The sequence below is a fragment of the Crateriforma conspicua genome (assembly GCF_007752935.1).
GTDB classification, from domain to species: domain Bacteria; phylum Planctomycetota; class Planctomycetia; order Pirellulales; family Pirellulaceae; genus Crateriforma; species Crateriforma conspicua.
This window is the reverse complement of the sequence record NZ_CP036319.1, coordinates 6456293-6480470: the sequence shown is the minus strand read 5'-3', so window position 1 is coordinate 6480470 and position 24178 is coordinate 6456293. Positions and strand designations below refer to the sequence as shown.

Genomic DNA, 24178 nt, shown 5'->3' with positions numbered 1-24178 from the left:
GTGCGTTGCGTCATACCCCCCGCAAGTTAGGATGGGCGGCCTCACCAATGTGATGTTTGTCCCAAGACCCATGTTTGGAGATTTTCCCAATGGCCGACGAAGCCGCCAAGACCGCCGAAGACACTCAGACCGCTGCTCCTGCTCCCGCACCAGCCGCTGAAAAGGCACAAACCCAACAGCCCGTTCAAGTTCAAGTGGAAGATGATCACGCGGTCGCCACCTACGCGAACTTTTGCCGCGTGACCGGTTCGCCCGAAGAACTGATCGTCGACTTTGGTTTGAACCCGCAACCGATCGGTGTCCCGAAGGACCCGATTCAAGTCAAGCAACGAATCATTTTGAACTTCTTCACCGCCAAGCGACTGTTGGCCGCACTGCAAATGTCGGTCGCCCGCCACGAGTCGGTTTTCGGCGTTTTGGAAACGGACATCAACAAGCGTGTTCGTCCGGGCCTGCAACAACAGGCTGCTCAGGCCAAGAAGGACTGAGGTCCACCGAGATTCGATTGAATCCAATCAAAACGCACCATCGGTTTTCCGGTGGTGCGTTTTTTTTAGGCTCCACGCTTAGTTGTGGCGTCTACTTTGCCGCCAAGTCTTGTTCCGGCGTTTCGTTTTTCTTCAGCGGCATTTGATAACAGGCGGCCTCTTGAGCGTTACGGATGTAAAGCCGGTCGCCCACCAGTACCGGATGATTCCACGTTTTGCCATCCAGGGCTTGAAAGCGTGTGGTTTCCTGTAGCTGCTCGGGATTGGCCCGCAGCAGGACGACTTCGCCTTTTTCGGATGAAACCAATAGTTGGTCGGCGTCGGCCAGCAGGAGAACTTGGCCGTTACCGTATCGTCCGCGTTTCCATTGACGTTGGCCCGATTTCAGATCGATGCAGGCAAAGATGTTTCGGTCGAAACCATACAGGAATCCATCGGCCACCACGTAATCGTTGTAATCAGGTTTCAAGTCCAGTGATGTCCAGCGTTCAACGGTGGACCATTGGTTGTCGGATTCGTTCCGAAGGACTTGGATCTTACGCGTGCCTTCGCCCAGGCTGGTCCCAATCAGCACCGTATCGGAAACAACCAACGGCTGGATGGCACGATAGTTTTCCACGGGCCAATCGTGCTGCCAGATGGTCGAACCGTCGGCAATGCTAACGAACTGCAGGGCTTGGTTGGTCATCATCAAGATGCCCGCGGTCCCAAAGAACTCGGCCAATTGTGCCGAACTGTAGCTGTGGTCACCCGAAGGGACGGACCAAGCGATGCTTCCGTCAATGGCTTCATAGGCCAGCAGCCCCAAATCATCTTCACCGCCGGCATGCACGATGACCTTGCCGTCGACGACCAAAGGTGAAGACGAAAATCCCCATTGTGGCGGATCGCGTCTGGCATCGTCCTTGAGGTCTCTTTCCCATCGCAGGGTACCGTCGGTGGGATCCAGTGCCATCAAGATCCCATCGGCACCCAACGCGAACAATCCTTCGTCGGCGTACGTTGGGGTGGCGCGTGGGCCCGCACCGCCGATGGCTTCCCAGAATCGGCTGGGATACGCGTGGGTCCAAATCGACCGGCCCGTGTCGGCGTCCAGGCACAGCACGGCTTCTTCGTCGCCACGTTGCTCTTGGGTGTAGATGCGATTTCCGGCAACAGCGAAGGACGACCACGCCGGACCAATTCGGTGTTTCCAAACCAGCTTCGGCGGCGTCGTGTCCCAGTCTTCCATCAGCGCCGCGCCGCGGACCACGCCGTTACGATCGGCCCCCCGGAAGGCCGGCCACTGTGCATCGGCCAGCGCGATCATGTCGCCGGCATCGACAGGTTCGGTGGTCTCGCGAGACGCAAGTTCCTTTAAATAGGATTGTTCAGCGGTGGGCTGCCATCGCCACAACAGCTGGGATTCGAACTGACCGGTGACGCCTTCGCTTTGCTTCAGGTTCCAAAATCCAAAGCCGATCGTGGCGGCAACCAACGCGACCGGTAGACGCCATTTCGGTTGCCGTGAAAACAGGATCAGTGCGACCGCAAATAGGGCGATGGCCGTGGGGATGACCATGATGACGGTCGCCATGCCTTGCAAAGATGGGTGCATGAGCGCGACCGAAATGACAGCGATGACGACAAGCCCGATCAGCCCGATGGCTTTTTCACGTATGGTGGCGGCACTTCCAAAACACCACCAAAGCAGAATCAACAGACAGACCGCCGCCGGTCCCATGAATGCCAGCATCATCATCGACAGGCTGGGCGATTCCGTGGAACCAAGGCCATATCGCAGGGCCGCCATCAGCAACAGCAGCGCCGCAGCGGGCCACCAACGCAGGCTGTGGACGGGCGGTTGCGAAGCCGTATCAACGGGCACTGCCGAAGTTTGTGGATCATCTGGCATGACGGTACGTCGCTGTGATGGGAAAGGGGCGGAGGAGGATACGGGCGCCGATGCATTCGTCCGGCGATCGGACGTCTTGGCAGCACGAAAGAGATTTCGATACGTTGACCCACGCCGCTGTAACCCATTGGATAGGATTCACCGATCGATTCGCTGTGACGCAGTGAGCTTTGGGTTTTGCAGGGCATCGGGCATTCGGCGGTGGCCGCGAGAGCGAAACAGAACATTCACAAACGGTGCGAGATGCAATATCCGATCGAATTGTCGTTCAAGCTGTTGACGTTTGGACAGCGTATCAGCGCGACCGATGCCAGCGGCAAGTTGTTGATGTTCGTCAAGCAAAAGATGTTTCGCTTCAAGGAACAAGTGGAGATCTTTTCTGATCAACAGCAGACCCACTTGTTGTTTCGCATCGACGCGGATCGCATGATCGACTTTTCAGCAAATTACCACTTTACCGATCCACAGGGAAATGATTGGGGATCGGTGCGGCGTCGCGGCATGCGATCACTTTGGTCGGCGCACTACCAGATCATTCAGGACGGCCAGGTCGACATGGAAGTCGAAGAGGAAAGTGCGATCAAAAAATTCGTCGAAAGCCTGCTGGGTGAAATTCCGATCATCGGGATGATCTTCATCTATTTGTTGAACCCCAGCTACATCGTGCGTCGCCCCGATGGAACACCACTGCTGCGTCTGATCAAGCATCCGGCAATTTTCGAAGGTCGATTTACCTTGGAAAAGCTGTCGGAGATGCCCGAAGACGATGAGCTGCGTTCGCTGTTGGCGCTGATGATGGTCGTGTTGTTGGAACGCCGTCGAGGCTAGGTGTCTGACCTGCCGTTTACATCAACAACAGGAACGTAAAGCCGGCCATCGCGGCTTCCGCTGTCACGCCCCGGCATTGAAGATGGCCATCATCGCGACGCTGCAATGGTTCGACCGCAGGAAAGCGGTCCTGTTGGCAGCAACGACAGTCACCCCACGACGTGACGCATCGACAGTGGGGTTGCGTGGCCAGACGGTACGGCAGGACGGTCGTGTTGAATACGAATCGCCAGGTGCTGACGGCGTTCTGGAAGTATCCACAGTGGTCACCACAACGTTCCAAAGCGATTTCTTGGAAGTACAGAGGTTGATGGCAGAACGGTTCGTGGACCCGGGAAGCAATCGGCGTGGGATAGTGCGGGCTGGCCCAGTATCGTTCCGGTTCCTGATCTTGCTGAAGGGCGGCGACATTTGTCGGCACATCATCCAGGATCGGCCGACTGTCCAAACGTATGTCTTGGGCCGGTTTGCGAAGCTCGGCCAATCGTTGTCGCAGTCGGTCGGCATCCGCCATTGATGCATCGGGCTCGGATGCGGTGTCGGTGGCCACAAATTCTTTGTCATCGGTCATCGTCGTCCAATTGCTGGAAACGTTGACCGGCGCAAAGCCGTCATCGGGCGGGTCGCCGCTAGCCGCTGACGTGATCGTCGCCATCAAAAGGATGACCGTGCCGAACCGCCAGCGATCGGATGTTCGATAAATTGCCGTCATACGATGGGTGCACACGACGCTAGCCTGGGTGTTGCCGTCCCACCGGCAAACATGGCGGGACCTTCACCCCGGACCATCGGTGTGCGGACGTCGTTGAATCCAGAACATTCGATTCAGCCGGTAAGGTTTACCACCGCGACGGTTTCGGCCGGCCTCAGCTGGCGGTTCGCTTGGGGGGAGGGCAGGAATGTTCTTGATGACGACCAGCGGCGTGCCTGGGAACCCCGCTGGTCGCGAAAGCAGCCCGCCGGTGTGTCCGGTTTGCGAATTCGGTTTCACAGACAAGGCTGCAAGCATTGGAACGGGCTTTTGTAAGGCGATTTCATCGTGCTTTCTGGCTCGAACCGACCAGACGGTTTTCGTATTTCTCGGCCCTGCCAATTATGATGACTGGGCTTCCATCGAGGGGATTTTCGTCTGCCCACAGCCGCGCAATTCCAAATTCTCGTTTCATTCACAGGCCATCCGATGCAACCAAGCCGACGGAATCCGGGACGCTTGGCGAAGTGGTGGCGACGCCGGCGGGTGGTGGCCGATGCCGCGAGACACCCGAGTGCAGAGATGGCGGGGTGGAAACCACGGGTCCGAATGCTGGAACGTCGGTTGGTTCTGAACGCGACGGCGGAATTGACCGCCTTGGGTGAATTGGTGATCCAAGGAGGCGCCGGTGGTGACTTTGTTCAAGTCCAGCATGCCGCGACGGATGATGTGCGTCTGTTCGATGCTGATGCATCGTTGATTCCGATCCAAGTTGGGACCGATGGCGTGGGTAACCCGGTCTACGCTGATTCGATCCAGAAGTCTGAGATCACTGCTGGATCGTTGCGAATCGACCTGGGAGCCGGTGATGATGTCGCGGTGACACCTTTGATCGACGGATTGGACATCGACGTGACGGGCGGCGACGGCCGGGATCGTGTGGTTTTGGAATCGCCCGTCGTCAACGGCAGTTCCGCCGACGAAGTGACGATCGATTCGGAGCAAGTCGTTTTGGCGCCACGCTCGGGGGCCTTTGACGCCCAAGGTGATCGTCTGACGATCACGGGGCGAACGGATGTGGGCCAGCCCGATCAGCCGACGTTGGTGGATTTGGGCAACGGATCGATTCGAATCGATGGAATGTTGGTCGTCTCGGGAGACGTGACCGTTCAAGCGACGCAAGGACTGGTGGAACTAACCGGTGTATCGACCGCCGCGACAAACGTCGAAAGTTCATTGACGTTTCAACTGGGAAACACAGCCGATCTGAACCTCGGGGATGTGGACCGATCCGTGGGGGAACCCTTGCACGATGTGACCATTCGTGGTGGCAATCAAATTCAATTGTCGGGCGATACGATCGACGTCAGCGGAAGCCTGGCGATTGATTCGCCTGATTCCACTGTTTCGATTCGTTCCGACATCACCGCGAATCACTTCACCGTCAACGCGGGCCAGATGGAATTGATCGACCTGCAGTTGCAGACGTCGGAGGATCTTGTGCTGTCGGTGCCGACGACGTTCGAAGGTGATGTCAGTTTGGTAACCGACCAGGATCTAATCATTGAATCGGAGCTGGCGTCCACCGGCGGCGATGATTCTTTGTTGATTCGCTCGGGGGATTCTGTTCGCATCGAACATTCGTTGGTGGTGCAAGGTGATTTGGATGTCGTGGCTGGCAATCAAATCATTTTGACTGGTGATGTCAGCGTTGCGGATGACGTCCAGCTGCAGGCCACCGAAACTCTGTTGGATTCATCTTTGACGGCAACGAACGTCACCGTGACGGGGCCGGTATCGGGGACCGATGGAGCGATCAATGCTGTGGATCAGATCTTGGTCGACGCGTCGTCAGATCCGTTGGACCTGACGGGGGTGCATCTCAAGTCCGCCGGAATTGTGTTGGGAAATGCAACCACCGTCCGTCTGGGAACGATGCAGGCCGAAACACTGATCATTGGCGAACCGACGCAACCCATTGCAGGTGATGTTCAGCAGGCGAGCGGTCAGACGATCGACATGAATCGCTTGTCGGTGTATGCCGACGGGGCGATTGATTTTTCGCAGCCCGGCAACCAAATCGACGTTGTGGACCGGCTTGTTGCCGGTCGCTCGATTCAGCTACACAGCGATGTCGCATTGCAGGTGGGGGCGGTGGACGCTGGCGAGAATGTCGAACTTTCGGCGCAACGTATCGATGCGATTGACGGTGCCGACGCCCGAATCGACGCGGACGGATTGATTTTGCGTGCCGACGAGGGCATTGGCGGCGTCACGCCGATGCGTCTGGCCGACTTGCGAACCTTGGATGCAGTCACGACCGATGGTGACATCGCATTGGATTGGTCAGGATCGGCCGATGCGGAAGTTTCGCAACTGCGAGCCGACGGAGGCTCGATCCGTGTTGATCGCGTCGGGGCGGGTGATGTTCGATTGGTGGACGTCAGCGCATCCGGTGGGATCGATGTGGCGAATCATCAAGCGAGCCTTGTTTTGCCCGCCGGTGCAAACGTGCAATCACCGGGGCAAGTACGGCTGACCGCGGGCGACGCCCCCGGAAGTTTGGGGGAAATTCGCATGGAGGATGGCGCGGCTGTCATCGCCACTGAGGATGTCGTCCGGTTGACGGCCAGTTCGGACATTATGTTGGGCACCGTGGTCAGCGGTTCAGGCCAAAATGATGCCATACAAGTGACAAGCACTGACGGTGCCATTCAAGACGGAGGCGACAGCAGCATTGACCTTGTGGCCGAATCGGGCGGCGTTGTCATCCGGTCACATTCAGGGATTGGCGATGGGGACGCAATTGAGACGCAGGTGCAGACGCTTGATGGCTTCGTGTCCTCCTCCGGCGCAGTGGCGATCGACGAACTTAATTCTATTCGTATCCAACGTTTGCAGACCGTCGATGGCGGGATTGATGTGCGCTCGGCGGGCACGATGGAAGCCATACTGGTTCACTCGGAAAATCAATTCGGATCAGACGGTGCCGATGGTTCAGCCGACAGTCGCGACATCCGCTTGGAAACCACCGGGACTGGAAGCGATCTTTTGGTCGGTCGGGTTCAAGCCGACTTAAACGCCGATGTTCGGCTGGTGTCCGCGGATGACGTGTTGTCGATCGATCCCGTCGTGGGTGTCGTTGATTCACAAACGGCTTCGGTCGCCGCCGATGATTTGGTGGTGGTTGCGGGCAATGATGTCGCGGATCAGGCCGAGTCAATTGCCCTAACTACCGCTGTCGCCGATCTGGTTGCATCGGTCGATGGAACCAATCCTGGAGATTTGCTGATCGCCGAAACCGATTCCGTTCGCTTGGCGTCTGGTGATTCTCGTGACGATTCGGGCGTCATTCGAACCGGCAACGGAGGCATCGACATTCGAGCCGCCGACGACATCGTGATCGACGACTTTGACGCGACCAATGACGGCAACGATCGAAAAGCGGATCCGGAGATCGTTGCAGGCGGAACGTCGGGCACGATTCGGTTGCGGATGGGTGACAGCTGGATTGTGGGTGATTCGGTTCAACTTCATGCCGATGCAACAACCGGCGGAGCGGTCGATGTCGAAGCGGACACCGTTTCGCTGGGCGATGATTTCGAAATCATGACGGGGCAGGGTGTGGGGATTGCACGCCAGTTCACGCCCTATCCGGGTGAGGGAGTCGTAGCGGACGCGTTTTATGATTTCGATTCCGTCAGCACCAATATTCTGTCTCAAGCGAACTTGAATGATGCGGAGGGAACGCTAAGCGTTGACATCGGAACCCAAGGCGAAACCGGTTTGACGTTGATGATCGACTGGGGGGCTCCGGCGGATCGTTTTCAGCGCGTCGATAATCTTCCCGGTGACGGTGCGACGGCGCAGGTGAGTCATGTTTATCTTGAATCGGACATTCTGAATTCAACATTGAATGGTCGGCAAAGTGCAACCGATCCTTTGGCGGTTCGTTTTTCGGTGTCACACCACGAGTCGATACAGATCCAGGCGGATCGCATTTTTCAAGGCAGCGACCTGCCGCTTCCAGTCGATGGCCGACTGGTCACATCGACCGACAATCCGTTGACGTTGGACCCGGCGGGGCCGATTTTAGAAAACGGAAGGGCGTTTTTCGTGATCCCACAGGTCGACGTCCCGGTCGCCTTTTTTCCCGTTCGTGATGTGATTCCCGAACCGGTGGAATTGCCCACCATTGTGCGACAGACGGAAACCACTTTTGTCACAGATGCCAGCTTTCAAACGTCCGAAAGCACATCGTTGAACGTTTCGATCAGTGATGAATACTTTCAATTGCGAACACTTTCGCCAGATCCCGCGTCGCCGGATTTGATCGAACCGATTCGCTTGCCCGACGACATCTTGGATTTCGAAAAACTTCAGCGATTGTTCCGGCAGCTTCCCGATGGAGCTTATGAGATTGAATACGTTGCCGGTGACGACGACGAACGTTCCATTCTGCGAGTCGATTTGCGTGGCGGTCGTCCGGTGATTTTGAACGACGATCTGGATGGCGGTACCCTGAAGCTGACGCCGCTGGATGCCACCGACGGTTCGGATGGAAACGGGGACGAAATATCGAATTCCCAGGAGGCATCGGCTGGCCCAAGCGAAGACCGTGAATCGGGTGATGCCGGTGTGGATCAGCCGCCGGTCGATTCATTTTGGCCGGATGAAGACGAGGATGCTGAATCTTTGCCGCCGGATGATGCCCCGGTTCAACCCTTTTCTCATTCATCTCGCTTTTTGCGTCGTATCGCCGCAGGGTTTGGGGATCAAAGCCCCGGCACCTCATGATGCGATCACATGAACCCGTACCAAATTCATCGAACAATTGTTTGTTTAGGTTAGCTCTAAATGTCTCGCGACGGTCAACGATCACCGAACGATCCGCATAGGGAACCGGGTCGACAAGACGATGATCCCAGTCGACGTCCGGAGTCATTGGATGAAACCGTTGATCTGAACCAACCGGACGGCGATGGCCATTGCGGTCCTGATGACCAAGACGTTCCCACACCGGATGTTGCAGCGACGGGATCTGGCAGTGCGAAGCCCGGCGAACGCGCGACCGGCGATTCGTCGGCAAACGATCTGGATCGCACAGCGAAGTTGGATGAAACCGTTGATTTGGATGCGACCACACGTTTGGATGAAACGGTGGGAATTGATCCCGACGCGGACGCCGAATCGTCCAGCAAAGAAGACGATCTAGACGCCACCAAACAAATCGATGAAACCGTCGATTTCACGCCAGCGAAGCTGTCGGTTCCGATGGAGGCGTTGGATGAAACCACCGATTTGAGCGCGACGCGGCGTATTGATGAAACCGTCGATGTCGTCCCCGCGGCTACGGATTCGACGGATGAATCGGATCCAAACGCCACCAAGCGGTTGGATGAAACGGTCGATCTGGATGCCACCACACGCATTGATGAAACGGTGGATTTAGACGCGACCAAACGGTTGGATGAAACTGCCGGTTCGGAGACCGTCATGGCTTCCGGCCTCGTCGATCCAAGTGACGAAAATCGAACGGTGGATTTGTCCAGCGACGCGACCGCGGAATTGGACGCACCGGATTCAAAGGGTGATCCGCATTCGGGAACCGTGGACTTTGAACTGGGCGTGGACGATTCGCGTTCTGACCAGTCCACGATGGAGTTTCAGGATCCCGATGATGTTCACACCATGGATGTGGCGCTGGATTCGTTGGTTGTGGATCCGGCGGACGATGCGGATGGGCAACCGAGTGTCTTAGAGGACGACAATCTCGGGCAGACGATCAGCCCACGTCAGTTGAGCGATGAGGAGCAAGATTTTTGGGGCCAAATCTCCGCCGAGTTCGTCGCCGACGACGCGCCCACCAAGATGAAGCCGGCCATCGACCGGTCCATCAGTGAGCAAAAATTGGCTTTGCACAAGCGTCACATGGTGACGCCCATGCAAAATGATGACCAGTTGTCGGACTATCGTTTGATCCGCCTTCTGGGCAAGGGTGGGATGGGCAATGTGTTCGTCGCTCGGCAAGGTTCGCTGGACCGGTTGATTGCCGTCAAAGTCATCCGCCCGTTGGACAAGGCCAAGCGATCCAAGCTTCGCAAACAAGGCAAACTGCAACACGTCGAGGAATCACGTCGGCAACAGTTTTTGTCCGAAGCCGTTGTGACCGGTGATTTGGATCACCCGAACATCGTTCCCATCCATGATGTCGCTGTCACCGGTGACAACACTGTCTTTTACGCGATGAAGCGGGTCGTCGGGACGCCCTGGTCCGACGTGATTGCCGAAAAGACGTTGGATGAGAATCTTGAGATCTTGTTGCGGACATCCGACGCAATCGGTTTCGCGCACACTCGGGGCGTGGTGCACCGTGACATCAAGCCCGAAAACATCATGTTGGGCGACTTCGGTGTTGTGTTGGTGATGGACTGGGGCTTGGCGTTGGCGAAGCCCGAGTTCGAAAAACTGGATTCGATCACGCCATCGCACGGCCTGGGCGGGACGCCGTCGTTCATGGCGCCTGAATTGGCGGTCGGGCCGGTCGATCGCATCGGGCCGGCAGCAGATATCTATCTGCTTGGTGCGACGCTGTTCATGATCATCACCGGTAATCCGCCCCACAATGCTGCGAACGTCAGCCTTTGTTTACGAGCGGTCGCGTCGAATGAAATTCGGCCTTTTGATGATCGTTATCGTGGCGAACTGATGGACATCGCATTGAAGGCGATGGCCACCAATCCGGCCGATCGATATCCCGATGTGCCCAGTTTTCAGGACGCGATTCGACAATACCGCGATCACGCCGAAAGCATCACCTTGGCCAAACGTGCCAAAGATGATTTGCAGCGTGCAGGGCAGACCGAGGACTATTCGTCGTTCGCGAGGGCTGAATTCGGTTTCGAAGAAGCGTTGGTTTTGTGGGAAGGCAACCGGCAAGCCAAGTTGGGATTGTCTCAGGCACGCGTCGAACATGCCGAAGCGGCCTATCGCAACCGCGACTTCGATTTGGGGTTATCGCTACTCAGTGAGAACGATCCCGATCACGTCGATTTGATCAAGCGGCTGAAAGATGGCATTCGTGAACGAGAGCTGAATGCGTCTCGGTTGACGCTGTTGAAAAAGGCTGCGGCAGCGATGCTGGCGTTCATCCTGGTCGGTGGGGCGGCGGCGATCTACTTCATCGACCAGCAACGAGGCTTGGCCGAACACAACGCGAACTTGGCCAGGGAAAACGAAGAGTTGGCTCGAGCTAACGCGGAAGAGGCTCGGTCCAATGCCCAAGTCGCCGAAACGAAGAGAGTGGAGGCAGAGGCAGCACGACAAGAAGCCATTGAAGCACGCGAACAAGCGGAAAAGGCAAAGGACAAAGAGGCGATTGCGCGTGGTGATGCGGAAACGGCTCGGGACGAAGCCTTGAAGGCAAAGCAGAACGAAGAAGAGCAGAAAAAGATCGCCGTCGAAGAAAAGAACAAAGCGGTCGTTGCCAGGAATGAAGCGGTCAAGGCTCGCAGGGAAACGGAGCTTGCCCGGCGTTTGGTCGAACAAGAATACTATCGATCTCAGATCGGCCTTGCCAAAGCACGTGTGGACCAGAATGAATTTGATGAGGCTCGTCGCATCGTTGATGAATTGATCGAAAAGCGGCGGCGGGAAGGGAAAACGGGCGAGTTGCCCATCGAGCTGCAGTGGTTGTCCGATGTGACCCAACAGGCGGCCGAAACCGTGCAACTGGAATCGCCGGCGAAAGACCTATCGATGTCCAAGAACGCGGGTGATTTTGCCGTCGCGCTGGCCGACGGTCGCGTCGTGACTTTGAATCGCCAGGGACAACGCCTACGCATGCAGCCGGCTTTTGCAACGTCCCAAGGAGATGTTGCTAGCGACGTGGCGATCGCGGCGGACGGGAATCGACTGCTAGTGGGAACAGAACTGGGAACCGTCGATCTGATGGATCGATCGCAGGAGCGGCCAATATCGTCTGGATCGATGCTCAGCCACAACGGACGGGTGACGGAATCCATGTTGTTGTCGTTCCCCGATCGTCGTGACGACTGGATCCTGTCCGCGGGGACTGACCGAACGATTCGCGTGCGATCCGGTTCGTCCGAAGATCAAACGTCGGTCCTATGGCACTTGGCGCCGGTCGTGGCGTTTGATGCCGTGGCGCGGGAATCCGATGTTTTGGTTGCCGCCGCCATCGCCGATCAGACGATGGGACGAATCGTATTGTGGTCGATTGATAATGATGGAACCTCGTTCGATCGTGTGGGGGTATATGATCAGCATGAATCACCCGTGACGGACGTTTGCCTGACGCGTGACGGATCTTTGGTGGCGTCTGGCGACCAGTCAGGTGTCGTGTTTCTTTGGGACCCGAAAGCCGTTGCGCAATCGGACCTCGTTTCTGAAATCCAACGGGCCGTGCAGGGGCTTGCACCAGAGACCGCAGGCAATGCGGGGGACATGGCTTCGGTGCCCAAACAGTCAAGTTCCAAGTCCGTTGTGCCGTCGGCTCGTTTGGTCGATCCCGACGTTGGTTCCGGTCGCGAAGACCGCGCGCAAGACGCGGCACATGACTCCAAAGTCTTGTCGGTTTCTTTTTCCGACGACGGTCAGCATTTGGTGACCAGCGGTGATGACTATTTGATCAAGCTTTGGCGGGTCCAGGCATCCGGCGTCGATCAACCACCCGTCGGACAGTTTCAGCGGTCGTTCCGTGGCCATGGCGGTGCGGTGGTTGCGGCGGAATACTGGGACGAGGGGCAGGGAATGGTGATTTCTGCATCCAAGGACATGACGGTTCGGCTCTGGGATCTGCGAAAGCCCGACGTGGAACCCATGCCTGATTCGGATGACGATCAAGCATCCGTGCGGTCATACCGTGCGTTTAGGACTTTGGTCAGTCAGGTATCAAAGAAGCCAAGTAATGCTGATGGTGAATCAGAAAATCAAACCGGATCATCCGGTTTGATCCAGGTGCAGGACGATGCCATCTGGGCGGCACGGTTTTCTCCGGCTTCGGATCGGATTGTGACAGCGGGGCGTGATCGTACCGCAAGGTTGCTTTCTTACGATCAGCAAAACGATCTTTGGGTCACCGACGATCGTACGATGGGAACCGCTTCAGAATCGGATGACGCCGCGCTGGCGGCGACACTTCGGCTTGACGAAGGTACGGATTTTCGTGCGATGGCCATGGCATTGGATCGTCGGTATGGGCGGTTGGTTGTCGGTGCCGCCGATGCGATGGTTCGGTTGTGGGATTTGAAAAAGGGAACAGAACTGACCACCGCGTCGGGAACGGGCATCGGAAATGTGGTCGCTGTTTCCCGTGACGGACGTCGAATGGTGACCGCGTCCAGTTCCAAGAATGATCGTGCGCTGATTTGGGAAATACCGCCGGGGCAGAGCAGTTATCCTCGCGTGATGCACCGATTGGGCGGGCACCAAGAATCCGTTTCGGCGGTAGCGATATCGGATGATGGCAAAACCTTATTGACCGGCGATCGCGCGGGTCGGCTAATTCAGTGGGATTGCGAATCCGGAAAACCAATCGGTGAACCTTGGGACGATCGTTTGGGGCTTCGGATTCACGCCATCGCGTTTGCAGTCAACGGATCATCGGCCTGGATCGCAACCGATGATGGCGTCGTCAGTCGCTGGGATTTGGAAAGCCGGCAAGTGGTGCAGACCTACGCTCAAGACGGTGCCGCGGTGGGATTGTCGTTATCACCGGATAAACGATTCTTGGCGGTGGTGACGGAATTGGCCAAGGTCGATTCCGTCGTGCATCAAGCAGTGCTTGTGGATTCGGTCACCGGAGCGTCACAGATGCTGACGCGATTGGAAATACCGCGAGATGCAAAATCGGTCAACGGTGGACGACCAGGAATTGTCGATGCCTGCTTTGACGATTCGGACGGTCGGTTGGCGGTATTGTTCACGCCCCGCGGCGATGAGCCTTCGCAGATTGACCTGTGGCATGTGCAGACAGCACGCATCGATGACGACAAGTCGTTGGTGGACAACGCGACGTTTGCCCAGCGTCGTGGACGATTCGAGTTGCCCATGCGATTGCCCGATCCGGGGGCCGTCTTGCCGATATCGCCCAATCAGCTTCTAACGCTGCACGGAAGCGCGGCGTTTCTGTGGGACTGCACCACATATCAGCATATGCGCAGTTACCGTTCGCACGGTGCCATCACCGACGTCGCTTTTTCCGCCGATTCCACTCGTGTGGCGACCGCAAGTCGCAGCGTGAAAATCTGGGATGTGGAAACGGGCCGCGCGGTGGCAAAGTTGGAATCGCCGCACGAGGGTGCCGTTCGCTGTCTACAGTTCGGACCCGCATCGTCACCAGACGTTCTGGTGACCGGTGGTGATGACGGTCGGGTGCGTCAGTGGAAGTATCGTGAAAGCGATGAGACTTTGGAATTGATTGATGCGGGGCAATGGTCGGTAACGTTGGGCCGCCCCCTGTCGTTAACTTTCTCGGTCGATGGTCGCCGTTTGTTGGTCACAACGGATCGCGGCGAAGTGGTGGTCCATGACATCGTTGCGAAGAAGACGGACGTGTTGATGGACATACCACAAGCGGGCGCCGTTTTGTGTGGTCGGTTCTCGGCCGACGGGCGTTGGGTCGCTTGCGGAGGAGCCGACCGGTTGGTGCGAATGTGGCCGATTCCAGGCATCAATGACGTCCAGTGGCGTGTGCCCATTGTGTTTCGTGGGCACGCCGAATCTGTCGAAGGCGTCGTTTTTCACGGCAACGAAGACGCCAATTTACGTCTGTTGTCGGTCAGTGATGATGAATCATTACGGATTTGGGACCCGATGTTGGATGCCGTCGCCAAGGACCAGACGTCCACCGAGGGGCGTGAGTTGATCGAGATTCGCCGGCACAACCAACCGTTGACTGATGTCGACATTTCGCCAGATCAGAAACACGTTTTGACCGCGGATCGCGAAGGACGGATTTCGGTTTGGTCCATGAATCCTTAATCGTTCGAAGTGGCGGCTTTGCGTCATGCGAACCCACGATCAATACGAAAAGTTTTCGATCAAGAATCGCCACACACGTTGATAGATCGCGGCTTTGGGTAATTCGATTCGGCCAACCACGGACAGGTGAACCGGCAACGGCCGATGGAAGATCGATGCATCCAGTTCTACGTTGACCTGGTAAGAGTTTGCTGCCCGTGCTTGAGCCGCCGGCAAATCGACATTGAATGAATCGATCGCCGATCGAAGCGACATCCCGGAACCGGTACTTGGCATTTGTGCGATCGAACGAATCGTTCCCTCAGCAGGATCGCTTCGCCCTGATAGCGGAATTCTGACGTGCTGGCCGATACGGACCAGGTCCAACTGTTCCTGTGGAAGTGCCAATTGGACAATACGTTTGTTTGCATCTCCCACCAAGCCAAGACTCTGCCCGGCAGGGACAACGCATCCACGATTTTCGGATGCAAACGGTGACCCGATCCAACGTCGTTGTTTTTGATCCCGCGAAGGCATCACTTTCTGTGTGTCAAAAACCATCTGGCCGGCTTCGGCCCGAAGATGCATCAGTTTCAATTGCGATTGCAGGGTCTGCGATTGCGTGATGGACGCGTGCAGTTGTTCAGTCAACGCCGGAAGCTGTTGTGAAAGGACCGGATTCTGCGTTCGCATCAACCGGATCGCGTTGATATGATTCCGAATCGAATCCGTGGCAGCGTCGCAGCGCAGCAGTTCCCAGCGATTGACCCAATCGTCAGCTTGCAGAATGGTTTGATCTTGTTCCAGCACAATGCCGGGCCGGACCGCATCAATGATCCGGCCTGATCCGGACAGCCGGATCTCCTGGTGCTTGTCCGGAAGCACGACACCGTCGACCGATAGTGTGCGTGGCAACGGAACGACCAGCACCACAAGTGACAGGGCCACGATTGCGGCGCCGACCATCATGGGGCGTCGCGTTTGTTCGGGATCGGCATGCGATGAACGATTTGGTGCGGTATCGGCATCGTCTTGTTTACCGATCCTGGCGAAAAACACGCGTACAACGGTCGCGATGATCAGCAATGTTACCGGCCAAAACCAAGGTGTGCCGCTGACCCAACGCATCGCAACCAAGCTGATGAACGATAGGACCAACGCACGGTACAAAACGCTGGCAAGTCCATAGACCAATAGGGCAACGCTGGTGTCGTCGTCGTCGTGTTCGCAAGCGAGCGATGCATCACGACTGCCGTGAAATAGGTGGTATGCGAATTCACGCAGTGCGGTCGTTGATCGCTGAGCCAAGTTTGGCTTTCCCCAAAGGTCTGACAAAATGAAATACCCGTCATAACGCATCAGCGGATTGCCGTTGAAAACCAGCGTGCTGGCCGTGCAAACCATGATCAACAATGACGCGGTGTCGTGAAGAATTCCCGGTTGGCTGGTCCACCATATCAACACACAGATGGCGGCGATGAACCATTCGGCCATCATGCCCGCGGCAGACACCAGAACACGATGCCATCGCTGTGGCATTAGCCAAGCATCGCTGACATCGCAGTACAAACAGGGGACACCGAACAGAAACATGACGCCGACGTTTCGACATCGCCCGCCGGCCAAATGACAAGCCGATGCGTGTGCAATTTCATGACACACTTTTGCCAACGCGAGGGCCATGATGAACCAAACCCACTGCGTGGGCATGCGCTGTGCTGCGCCGCGGATGTCTGTAACCAGGGCGGGAAAGTCGGTCCATGCCACACCGCCTGCGATGGCCAAGAGTGTCAGGTAGATGCCGAAGGCCAAGGAACGGGGGATGAATCGCGTGCATGTGGCGGCCCAGTCGAAAAATTGGCTGGCGTCGATTCCAGGCAAACGCAGCGCCAATGGATGAAGCGAGTAATCATGACGACGACTTGGCGATGCGACATCGTCTGCGATTGGTCTTTCGTTTCCGACCAACAACAGATGGTTGCCGGCCAGCATTCGGACGAACTCGGAAAGTGCGCCAGGTGACGGAGCTTGGTCCCGCATGTTGTTGCGACAGCGGTCCATCAATTGGCCGATGGTCAGTGGACTTGTCAGTTGTTGAAGGATCCAGTGTTCCGCTTCATCAAAGTAAAAAAAAGCCTCGTCGGCGATTCGCTTGACCACCCAAGTCGTTTTCCGACCGAATCGAATCTTTCGATGAACTAATTTTCGGTTCAGACGAAAGGATGCACCGGAGAGTTGTGTTGCCCTAGCAGAGATTGAACGGACTTTCACGGCGCACCCATCGTCAGAATCGCCGAAAGGCCTGGTTTGATCCTGCGTTCCGGATTCGGGAATTCAAACCAGACACGTGTTTCCTGGGTGATCGGATCGATTTCCGGACTAATGAACTGGCGTGTTGGTTTTACGGTGACGGTTTCGCCGCCTGCCACTTGAATCTTGATGTTCAGATTGGAAGTTCGGCGAAGTGATTCGACATCTGCAAAAGGGATAAATCCTTCCGCCCGCAAACGCTGCAAATTCACGACACGTGCCACGGTTTGCCCCTGCTCGATCCAATCACCGGGATGGACCGCTACCGATACCAAGGTGCCGGTGATGGGAGATGTCAGCCGGTGTTGATTCAGATGCAGCGATGCCAATTTTTCTTGATGCTGTTCGATTTCGGCCTGCCAGCGCAGAATTTGATCCAGCGATGCGGATTCGATGCGTGCTTGTTCTGCCGCATCGATGCGGGTTTGCAGCGTGTCGATTCGACGTTTTCCTGCGGCAACGTCCAGTTGTGCCAGACTGTGTTCAAATCGGGCTTGTCGAGTTTCCAATTGGCGGTTTTGATAGGCCAACTCCAACGCATCAATCTCGGATTCAGATATCGAAGCGGAGAAGTTCTCGCGTGCCTTTCGGGCGCGTTCGAGTTCGTTTTGTGCGACCGATTCTGCTTTTTCGGCGGCTCGGATCGACAGATCGTTTTCGGCTTTGCGTTGATTGATTTCTTGGGTCGAAAGGAATTCATCCAATAACTGCTTGGCTTCGCGTAATGCGATTTCGGCGGCCGCGGTTTGGCGATTCTTCGACGACCGTTCAACAGCAATTTGAACGTTACTTTTCGCCAATCGATGACGCAGATCGGCTTCGAAGCTGTTCAGCGAAATGACGCATTGATCCTGCGAAACGTCATCGCCTTCGACGGCTTGAACGGATTCCACGCGCCCCTCGATCGATGAAGACACCGCTGCTGAATCCACTGCGACGACGACCAAACCGCCGATACGGTGGTGTGCGTCTTCGGCAAGACAGGGGCGGGACAGCACAACGCAGGCTGCGGACATACCCAACGTAACGATCGAAAGTCGCTTCACCATCGCTGGTTCCTGAAAGCTTCGATGATGGGCCGGAAAAGGACAAATCCAAGCGGACGCCGCCCCGGAGTGATGTGACCAACGATTTCGGCCCCGTTTCGCAGGCCGTTATTCGAATCCACCGGTATCGTCATCTCAACGACTGATGTTCCGTCGGGGCGAAGGGACACCGTATCGGCGACCGTTTGCACGGTTCCCGATAGGTTGGATTCGGGGGCGGACCGTAATCGAAAGTCGCAGGGGATCCTTTCATCGCCGAGGTATCCAAACTGACGTTCGGGCAACGACATGACCGCAACGTAACCTTCGTCATCGGACACGATGTCCATGAACCACTGGCCCGCTGCGATGTTCTGGCCGGTACGATGATTCCATGTCGAATCGCTGTTCACGCGTCCTGTGATGGGTGCACGCAGCGTCAAGGTCTCGTGAATTTGATTGGCCAGTTCGACCTGCTTTCGCAGCGCATCGATTTTTGTGCGCAGCACCGATTGCCGAAGGCCTTGGTTGGGATCGGATTCGCCGGAGGCCTTTGAGGATCCGGCCCGCAAACTGGTCAGCTCGGCTTCCGCGGTTGCCAATTCACCGATCACGTTGCTGCGGCGCAGTTGCAGATCGGCATTTTCCAACACCAGCAAAACTTGGCCTTCTTTGACGTTCTGGCCGTCGGTGACCGCAACCTCGGCGATCCTGCCAGACACCGGGGCATAGATACCAAACTGATTTTTGGCCCGAATCACGCCGTCAACGGGTAAGTGGAACGGTACCGGAACGATGCCGATCAATCCCAAGGCGATGATCAAAACGGTGGCGAGCCGGATCTTTTGTTTTCGGCCGGATGAGGTCGATGATTCGTCCGGAGATGCGGTGGGCGTGAAGGTCCGGTATCGCGCGTACTGGTCTTTCAGAAAGACGGTTTGACACAGTTGCAGTACTGACGTGAGAAACTCGTCGACCGGTTGCTGCTGATCAACGTCCGTCATGGTCGATTGCGACGCTGCGGCGAAGCGGTGCCCCTGTGGCCATTGTGCCATCAGTTCCAAGGCGGTATCTGGGGAAACGTCCGCCCGTCGGATTCGTGCCGTGGTGGTGGTCGTCGCGGGAGTTTCGGACGGTGACGGATCGGACGCGAGGCGACTGGCCAGCACGCGGGGGACACCTTGTTCCAGCAGCGACAAGGTGCATCGGGTCGCGCCGACGGTCTGGACGACAACACCGAGTGCGTTGTCCAAGAATGGTTGAAGCTTGGTGGCGGTCTGCGCAGCAACGTCCAGCTGGTCGATCGCGTTGGCGGCGACATTGGTCCAGGTAGCAGTGTCGCGAGACGTGGCGGCGTCGCGACCGGCGGTATGGGAGACGTTTTGCGGAGCCATGGTCGACATCCAGTCTAACCAACAGCCTTTGAAATCCAGTCGCAGTGAATCGTGAAACAGCCGACATCCGTTTCACGTGCGCGTTTCGTGACGGAATGATTGGATACGGTCGTACCGGTCGGACGAACAATAACGATGATGCGTATCAGCCGGCCTGGCCGGCGTCCGATTCAAAAGACCATGACGCGATTCATCGTCCGATCCGACCGTCGATCCCGGGGCATTTCCGCGGGGTTTCAACAGCGCCGATTCGTCGTCACCGGCTGGCCGGGGATTGCGTGGCTGGTGGTTGCCGCTGTCATCACCGCGGGCGTGGGCTGTCGGGCCTATCGCAGTGTTCCGGAAACGATCGGCAACGACACCCGGTGCGTGGATGCGATCATGTGCGACGTCGACGCCGGTGCGCCGCCGGAGGTCTACCCCGAACCACCTCCGATGCCGATGACGCTGCGGGACCCGGAGGCTTTTGAATCGGCGTCCTATCGCGATGTGACCTTGTTGGAAGTGATCCAAATCGCGATGACCAACACGCAGGTGCTGCGTGACCTGAACGCCACGGTGCTACGGGCGCCTGAGCAGTTGGCGTCCGATCAGACGCTTCAGTTGGTGCAAACTGATCCGCAGCAAAGTATCGAAGCCGCCCTTAGCGCCTTTGATGCCCAGTTGTACGCGTTTGGCAAATGGCAAAACAACGATCGACGGTTCAATAACCGATTTTTCGGCGGGGGAGCCAATGCGTTCAAGCAAGACACCCACGACTATGTCTTTCAGCTTTCCAAACGCGGGGCAACCGGTGCCGAAGTTGCTTTGCGAAGCGTCACCGACTACGACGCCAACAATGCCACGGGCAACCTGACGCCCAGTGCCTGGCAGACCCAGTGGCATGCCGAGCTTCGTCAACCGCTGCTGCAGGGTGCCGGCGTGGCCTTCAACCGGATCGCAGGACCGGCGGCCCTTCCCGGCGTGTACAACGGCGTTCTGATCGCCAAGGCGGACAACGACATCAGCACCGCGAAGTTTCGCCAAGATGCACGCGATTACGTCAGCAATGTGATCAACGCCTATTGGGATCTGGCGTTTGCCTATCGTGACGTGGATGCCAAACGGGCCGCGCTGGAACGCAGCCGGCAAACGTGGCGAAGCTATGAAGCGCAAAAGGCATCCAACCGACGCGGTGGGTCTGCCGAAGCACTTGCCCGAGAACAGTACTATCGATTCCTGAGCGAATATCAGGATGCGATTGCAGGAAAGCTGATTCAACGGACCCAAGTCAATAATTCCACCAGCGGTGGGACATTCGCCGGGATTGGCGGTGTGTTGGCCGCCGAACGACGGCTTCGGTTGCTGATCGGACTTTCCATCGGCGACGAAGAATTGTTGCGTTGCGTGGACGACCCTTTGACGGCACCGATCATCTTCGATGTCGAATCCCTGACGGCGGAAGCGATTCGGTTGCGGTCCGAACTGCAACAGCAGCGTCTGTTGGTCGCCAGACGACAAATGGAGTTGTTGGCGGCGAAGAATTTCCTGTTGCCCGAACTGGATTTGGTGACCATCTACCGCCTGCGAGGTCTTGGACAGCAACTTGCTGGCGACAATTCAGCGTTCGAAGAATTTGGATCGATGGACTATCAGGAGTATGAAGCCGGCGTGGAATTCCGCATGCCGGTGGGATTCCGCCAAGCCCACGCTGCGGTCCGCAATGCAAAGCTGAACATCGCACGCGAACGAGCGTTGTTGAAGGAACAGGAACGTCAGGTGCTGCACGATCTGGTGGCCTGTGTCGCCGAGGCTGATCGCGCGTTTGTGCAAACGGAAACCAACCTGAACCGTTACTTGGCTGCCAAGGATGCTTTGGACGCACTGGAAGCCAATCGCGAAGCGGGACTGCCGATCAGTTTGGAGCAACTGTTGGATGCACAACGCCGATTAAGCGAATCGCAAACACGTTACTATCAGTCCATGGCTGAGTACACGATCGCGGCAAAGAACGTGCAATTCGAATCAGGCACGTTGCTGCAGGATACCCATGTGATGATCGCCGCGAACTGACCCACATCGCGGCCCATGGGTCAGTTCGGGGTGGCGGGAGCCGTTTCCAGCAAGCTGATGATCAACGGCAGCAACTGTTTCTTTCGGCTGACAACGTTCTTCAGTTCGTACAGGTTGTCTTCCAGTTGCGGATAGTTGATTTCGTCCCATCCCTCCGGTTCATTGCTTAGCAACAGAAGCGAACCGTTGCTGGCGATGTCCGTGACCAACAGTGCCGAGAATTCGTAACCGTTTTCCGCCGCCATGGCTTCCAACGCGGCGGCCAATTCATCTTGTCGTTGCCAGAACAGGTCGAAGCCGATTTCTTCGATTTGGGAAATCGAAAATTGACGCCCGGCTTCTTCGAATTCCTTGCAGTCTTCGCGGACGACTTTCTCCGGCGTGCATGTGCGCAGTGCCGAACCGACCTGAAAGAACTCATCGGCGAATTCTTTCAGATCCACATCGCACAGGGATTGCAGCCAATCCAAAATTTCGCGATCGGCTTCGGTCGCGGTTGGCGACCTGAGGAACAGCGTGTCGCTGATAATGCCCGACGCCATGCATAGGGCGATGCCGGGGGATGGATCAATTTGGGCGGTGCGAAATTTCTGGGCGACCAGGGTGCAAGTCGATCCGACCGGTTCCATAAAGAATCGCATCGGGCCGCTGGATTTGAGAGATCCGCCCAGGCGGTGGTGATCCAAGACTTCGACGATATCTGCCTCTTCGGCGCCGGCGACCGCTTGGGACAGTTCGTTATGGTCCACCAAGACCAATTCCGGCTGGGGCGGGTTCACCAGGTCGCTTTTGCTAAGCACACCGATTAATTCGGGCCCTTCCAAGACCGGGAACACGCTTTGTGGCGACCGATAGATCTGGTTGCGCGCCGTCGTTACGGGCAGTTTACCCGGCAGCGACATGAAATCACGGTCGACGACTTCATCGATCAGTCGTGCCGCTTTGATCCGCATGGTTGTCGTGGCGGTGTCGAACGGGCTGCAAATCACCGTCACGCCACGTGCCTGGGCCAAGTGCAGCAAACCGCTGGACAATTCGTAGCCGCCGGTGACCACCAAGCCCCGGACGCCCATTTCCAGAGCGGGCAATTGAATGGTCGGACGGTCGCCGCTGACGACCAGCAAACGTTCGGCGGGGAACTGCTTCATCCGGTGGGTGAAACCTTCGGCGCTCATCGCACCGACGGTGACGATCAATTCGTCGTTTCGGCCGGTATCGATTGAGTGCTGGAAACTGCCGCCCAATACGCTGACGACCTTATCCAGGTTGGTTCGAACCTGGCGTGATTGGATCGGGTCGACACCGCCTTGGAAAACCAGCTCTAACAGGTCCAGCAACGTGACCAAGCCGATCAGGTGTTTCGAATCGTCCAGCACCGGGATCGAACGGATGCCGTGATGGTTCATCCGCTGATAGACTTCGTAGAACACCTCGTCGGAACGGGCACAGATGACATCGCGTTTACAGATGTCTCGCAGTTCCGGACGAACGTCCATCGTGATGCGGGGCGGCTGCAGTCCGGCTTTACGAAGTGCAAATTCGGTCCGCTCGTTTGGCGGGCCGCAGCTGCCGGCGACCGCATCGGGACGCGTCGTCCGTTGGAGGAAATCGGCATAAGCGATCGCGCTGCAGATCGCATCGGTGTCCGGGTTGCGGTGCCCAAAGACGTGCAGTGTCATTTCAGTTCGTGTTCGTTGGTGCCAACAGGTCTTGGGCGGCTTGGACGATGGTTTCAGGTTCGGACATTCGTCCGGTGCCGGACGCACGGCAACTGAGCCATCCGGTTTCGGGGCCCACGAAATGACAGCCGTCGTCCCGCAAACGCTGAACGTTGCGTTGGACAGCCGGTTTTTCCCACATGATGTCGCTCATCGCCGGCGCCAACAGTACCGGCGCGGTGACTTGCAGATAGGTCGTGGAAATCAAATCGTCGGCGATCCCGACGGCAAACTTGGCCATCAAATTAGCGGTGGCCGGTGCGATCAACATCAAGTCGATCCCATCGGCCAGTTCGATGTGGGGCCCCAGCGGTCGGGAGTGCGGATCGATCGCATCGCCGGCGACGGCGGATCCGGATAGGGCGGCGAAGGTTGCCGGACCCACGAATTGGGTGGCCGATTCGGTCATGGCGACACGGACCTGATGGCCGGCCTGGGACAGGCGGCTGCAGACGGTCGCAACCTTGTATGCGGCGATACCGCCACCGACGGCCAACAGTACCGTCCGTGACGACGCGGAGGTCATAGGTCAGACGCTTCCAGATCCGGGCCTTCGGCCGCTGCGATCGCCGCGTTCAAATCGTCGACGGCCTGAACTTCGTTTTCCGTGTTCAGGACGATTTTGTCTTGCATGATTTCCTGCAAGACGATCGACATTTTATCGTGAGTGTCCACGCTGACCAACGCGCGGCTTCCCTGGTTCAGTTGGACCAAGCGTTTTTGGATCAGGGTGCTGAGTTTGAATCGGCCACCGACCTTGTTGACGATCTCTTCTTCTTTCAGTTCTTCAAGCAT

13 protein-coding genes are annotated in these 24178 nt (G+C 57.1%); 5 read left to right on the top strand and 8 right to left on the bottom strand.

What is annotated here, in order from left to right; translation table 11 throughout:
- Positions 1 to 89: 89 nt before the first annotated feature.
- Complete coding sequence (locus Mal65_RS23680; protein WP_145305155.1) at positions 90 to 488, top strand: DUF3467 domain-containing protein; 399 nt, start codon at positions 90 to 92, stop codon at positions 486 to 488.
- A gap of 91 nt (positions 489 to 579) precedes the next feature.
- Here the strand turns inward: Mal65_RS23680 and Mal65_RS23675 are convergent, their stop codons facing one another.
- Positions 580 to 2382 carry a PQQ-binding-like beta-propeller repeat protein gene (locus Mal65_RS23675; RefSeq protein ID WP_145303500.1) on the bottom strand — a complete coding sequence of 601 codons (1803 nt, stop codon included), beginning with the start codon at positions 2380 to 2382 and terminating at the stop codon, positions 580 to 582.
- Positions 2383 to 2625: 243 nt separating this feature from the next.
- Here Mal65_RS23675 and Mal65_RS23670 point away from each other — a divergent pair, with 243 nt between their 5' ends.
- A complete protein-coding gene (locus tag Mal65_RS23670; protein WP_145303498.1) occupies positions 2626 to 3210 on the top strand; it encodes an LURP-one-related family protein in 585 nt (194 codons plus the stop codon).
- Positions 3211 to 3226: 16 nt separating this feature from the next.
- Here the strand turns inward: Mal65_RS23670 and Mal65_RS23665 are convergent, their stop codons facing one another.
- Positions 3227 to 3937, bottom strand: coding sequence for a hypothetical protein (locus Mal65_RS23665; protein WP_165701495.1), 711 nt, complete (start codon positions 3935 to 3937; stop codon positions 3227 to 3229).
- Between the two features lie 453 nt (positions 3938 to 4390).
- Between Mal65_RS23665 and Mal65_RS23660 the strand changes: the two genes are divergently transcribed.
- Complete coding sequence (locus tag Mal65_RS23660; protein WP_165701494.1) at positions 4391 to 8698, top strand: hypothetical protein; 4308 nt, start codon at positions 4391 to 4393, stop codon at positions 8696 to 8698.
- Between the two features lie 60 nt (positions 8699 to 8758).
- A complete protein-coding gene (locus Mal65_RS23655; protein WP_145303490.1) occupies positions 8759 to 14905 on the top strand; it encodes a protein kinase domain-containing protein in 6147 nt (2048 codons plus the stop codon).
- A gap of 39 nt (positions 14906 to 14944) precedes the next feature.
- Here Mal65_RS23655 and Mal65_RS23650 read toward each other — a convergent pair whose 3' ends face one another.
- The 3 genes from Mal65_RS23650 to Mal65_RS23640 all read right to left on the bottom strand — a co-directional run bounded on the left by Mal65_RS23650 (position 14945) and on the right by Mal65_RS23640 (position 19613).
- A complete protein-coding gene (locus Mal65_RS23650; RefSeq protein ID WP_145303487.1) occupies positions 14945 to 17044 on the bottom strand; it encodes an HlyD family efflux transporter periplasmic adaptor subunit in 2100 nt (699 codons plus the stop codon).
- 107 nt (positions 17045 to 17151) lie between these two features.
- The gene (locus Mal65_RS23645) at positions 17152 to 18243 is read right to left on the bottom strand and encodes an HlyD family efflux transporter periplasmic adaptor subunit (protein ID WP_145303484.1); all 1092 of its coding nucleotides are present in this window, start codon (positions 18241 to 18243) and stop codon (positions 17152 to 17154) included.
- Positions 18237 to 19613 carry an efflux RND transporter periplasmic adaptor subunit gene (locus tag Mal65_RS23640; RefSeq protein WP_165701493.1) on the bottom strand — a complete coding sequence of 459 codons (1377 nt, stop codon included), beginning with the start codon at positions 19611 to 19613 and terminating at the stop codon, positions 18237 to 18239. The genes Mal65_RS23645 and Mal65_RS23640 overlap by 7 nt, the downstream gene beginning before the upstream one ends.
- Positions 19614 to 19748: 135 nt before the next feature.
- Between Mal65_RS23640 and Mal65_RS23635 the strand changes: the two genes are divergently transcribed.
- Positions 19749 to 21665: a TolC family protein gene (locus Mal65_RS23635; protein ID WP_196784404.1), complete on the top strand. Its 1917-nt coding sequence runs from the start codon at positions 19749 to 19751 to the stop codon at positions 21663 to 21665.
- A 20-nt stretch (positions 21666 to 21685) separates the two neighbouring features.
- Here the strand turns inward: Mal65_RS23635 and Mal65_RS23630 are convergent, their stop codons facing one another.
- The 3 genes from Mal65_RS23630 to Mal65_RS23620 are packed head-to-tail and all read right to left on the bottom strand — an operon-like array spanning position 21686 to position 24178.
- Positions 21686 to 23344: a putative manganese-dependent inorganic diphosphatase gene (locus Mal65_RS23630; RefSeq protein ID WP_145303476.1), complete on the bottom strand. Its 1659-nt coding sequence runs from the start codon at positions 23342 to 23344 to the stop codon at positions 21686 to 21688.
- Between the two features lies 1 nt (position 23345).
- A complete protein-coding gene (locus Mal65_RS23625) occupies positions 23346 to 23909 on the bottom strand; it encodes a flavoprotein (protein ID WP_145303474.1) in 564 nt (187 codons plus the stop codon).
- A complete protein-coding gene (locus Mal65_RS23620; RefSeq protein WP_145303472.1) occupies positions 23906 to 24178 on the bottom strand; it encodes a DNA-directed RNA polymerase subunit omega in 273 nt (90 codons plus the stop codon). Before Mal65_RS23620 ends, Mal65_RS23625 begins: the two co-directional genes overlap by 4 nt.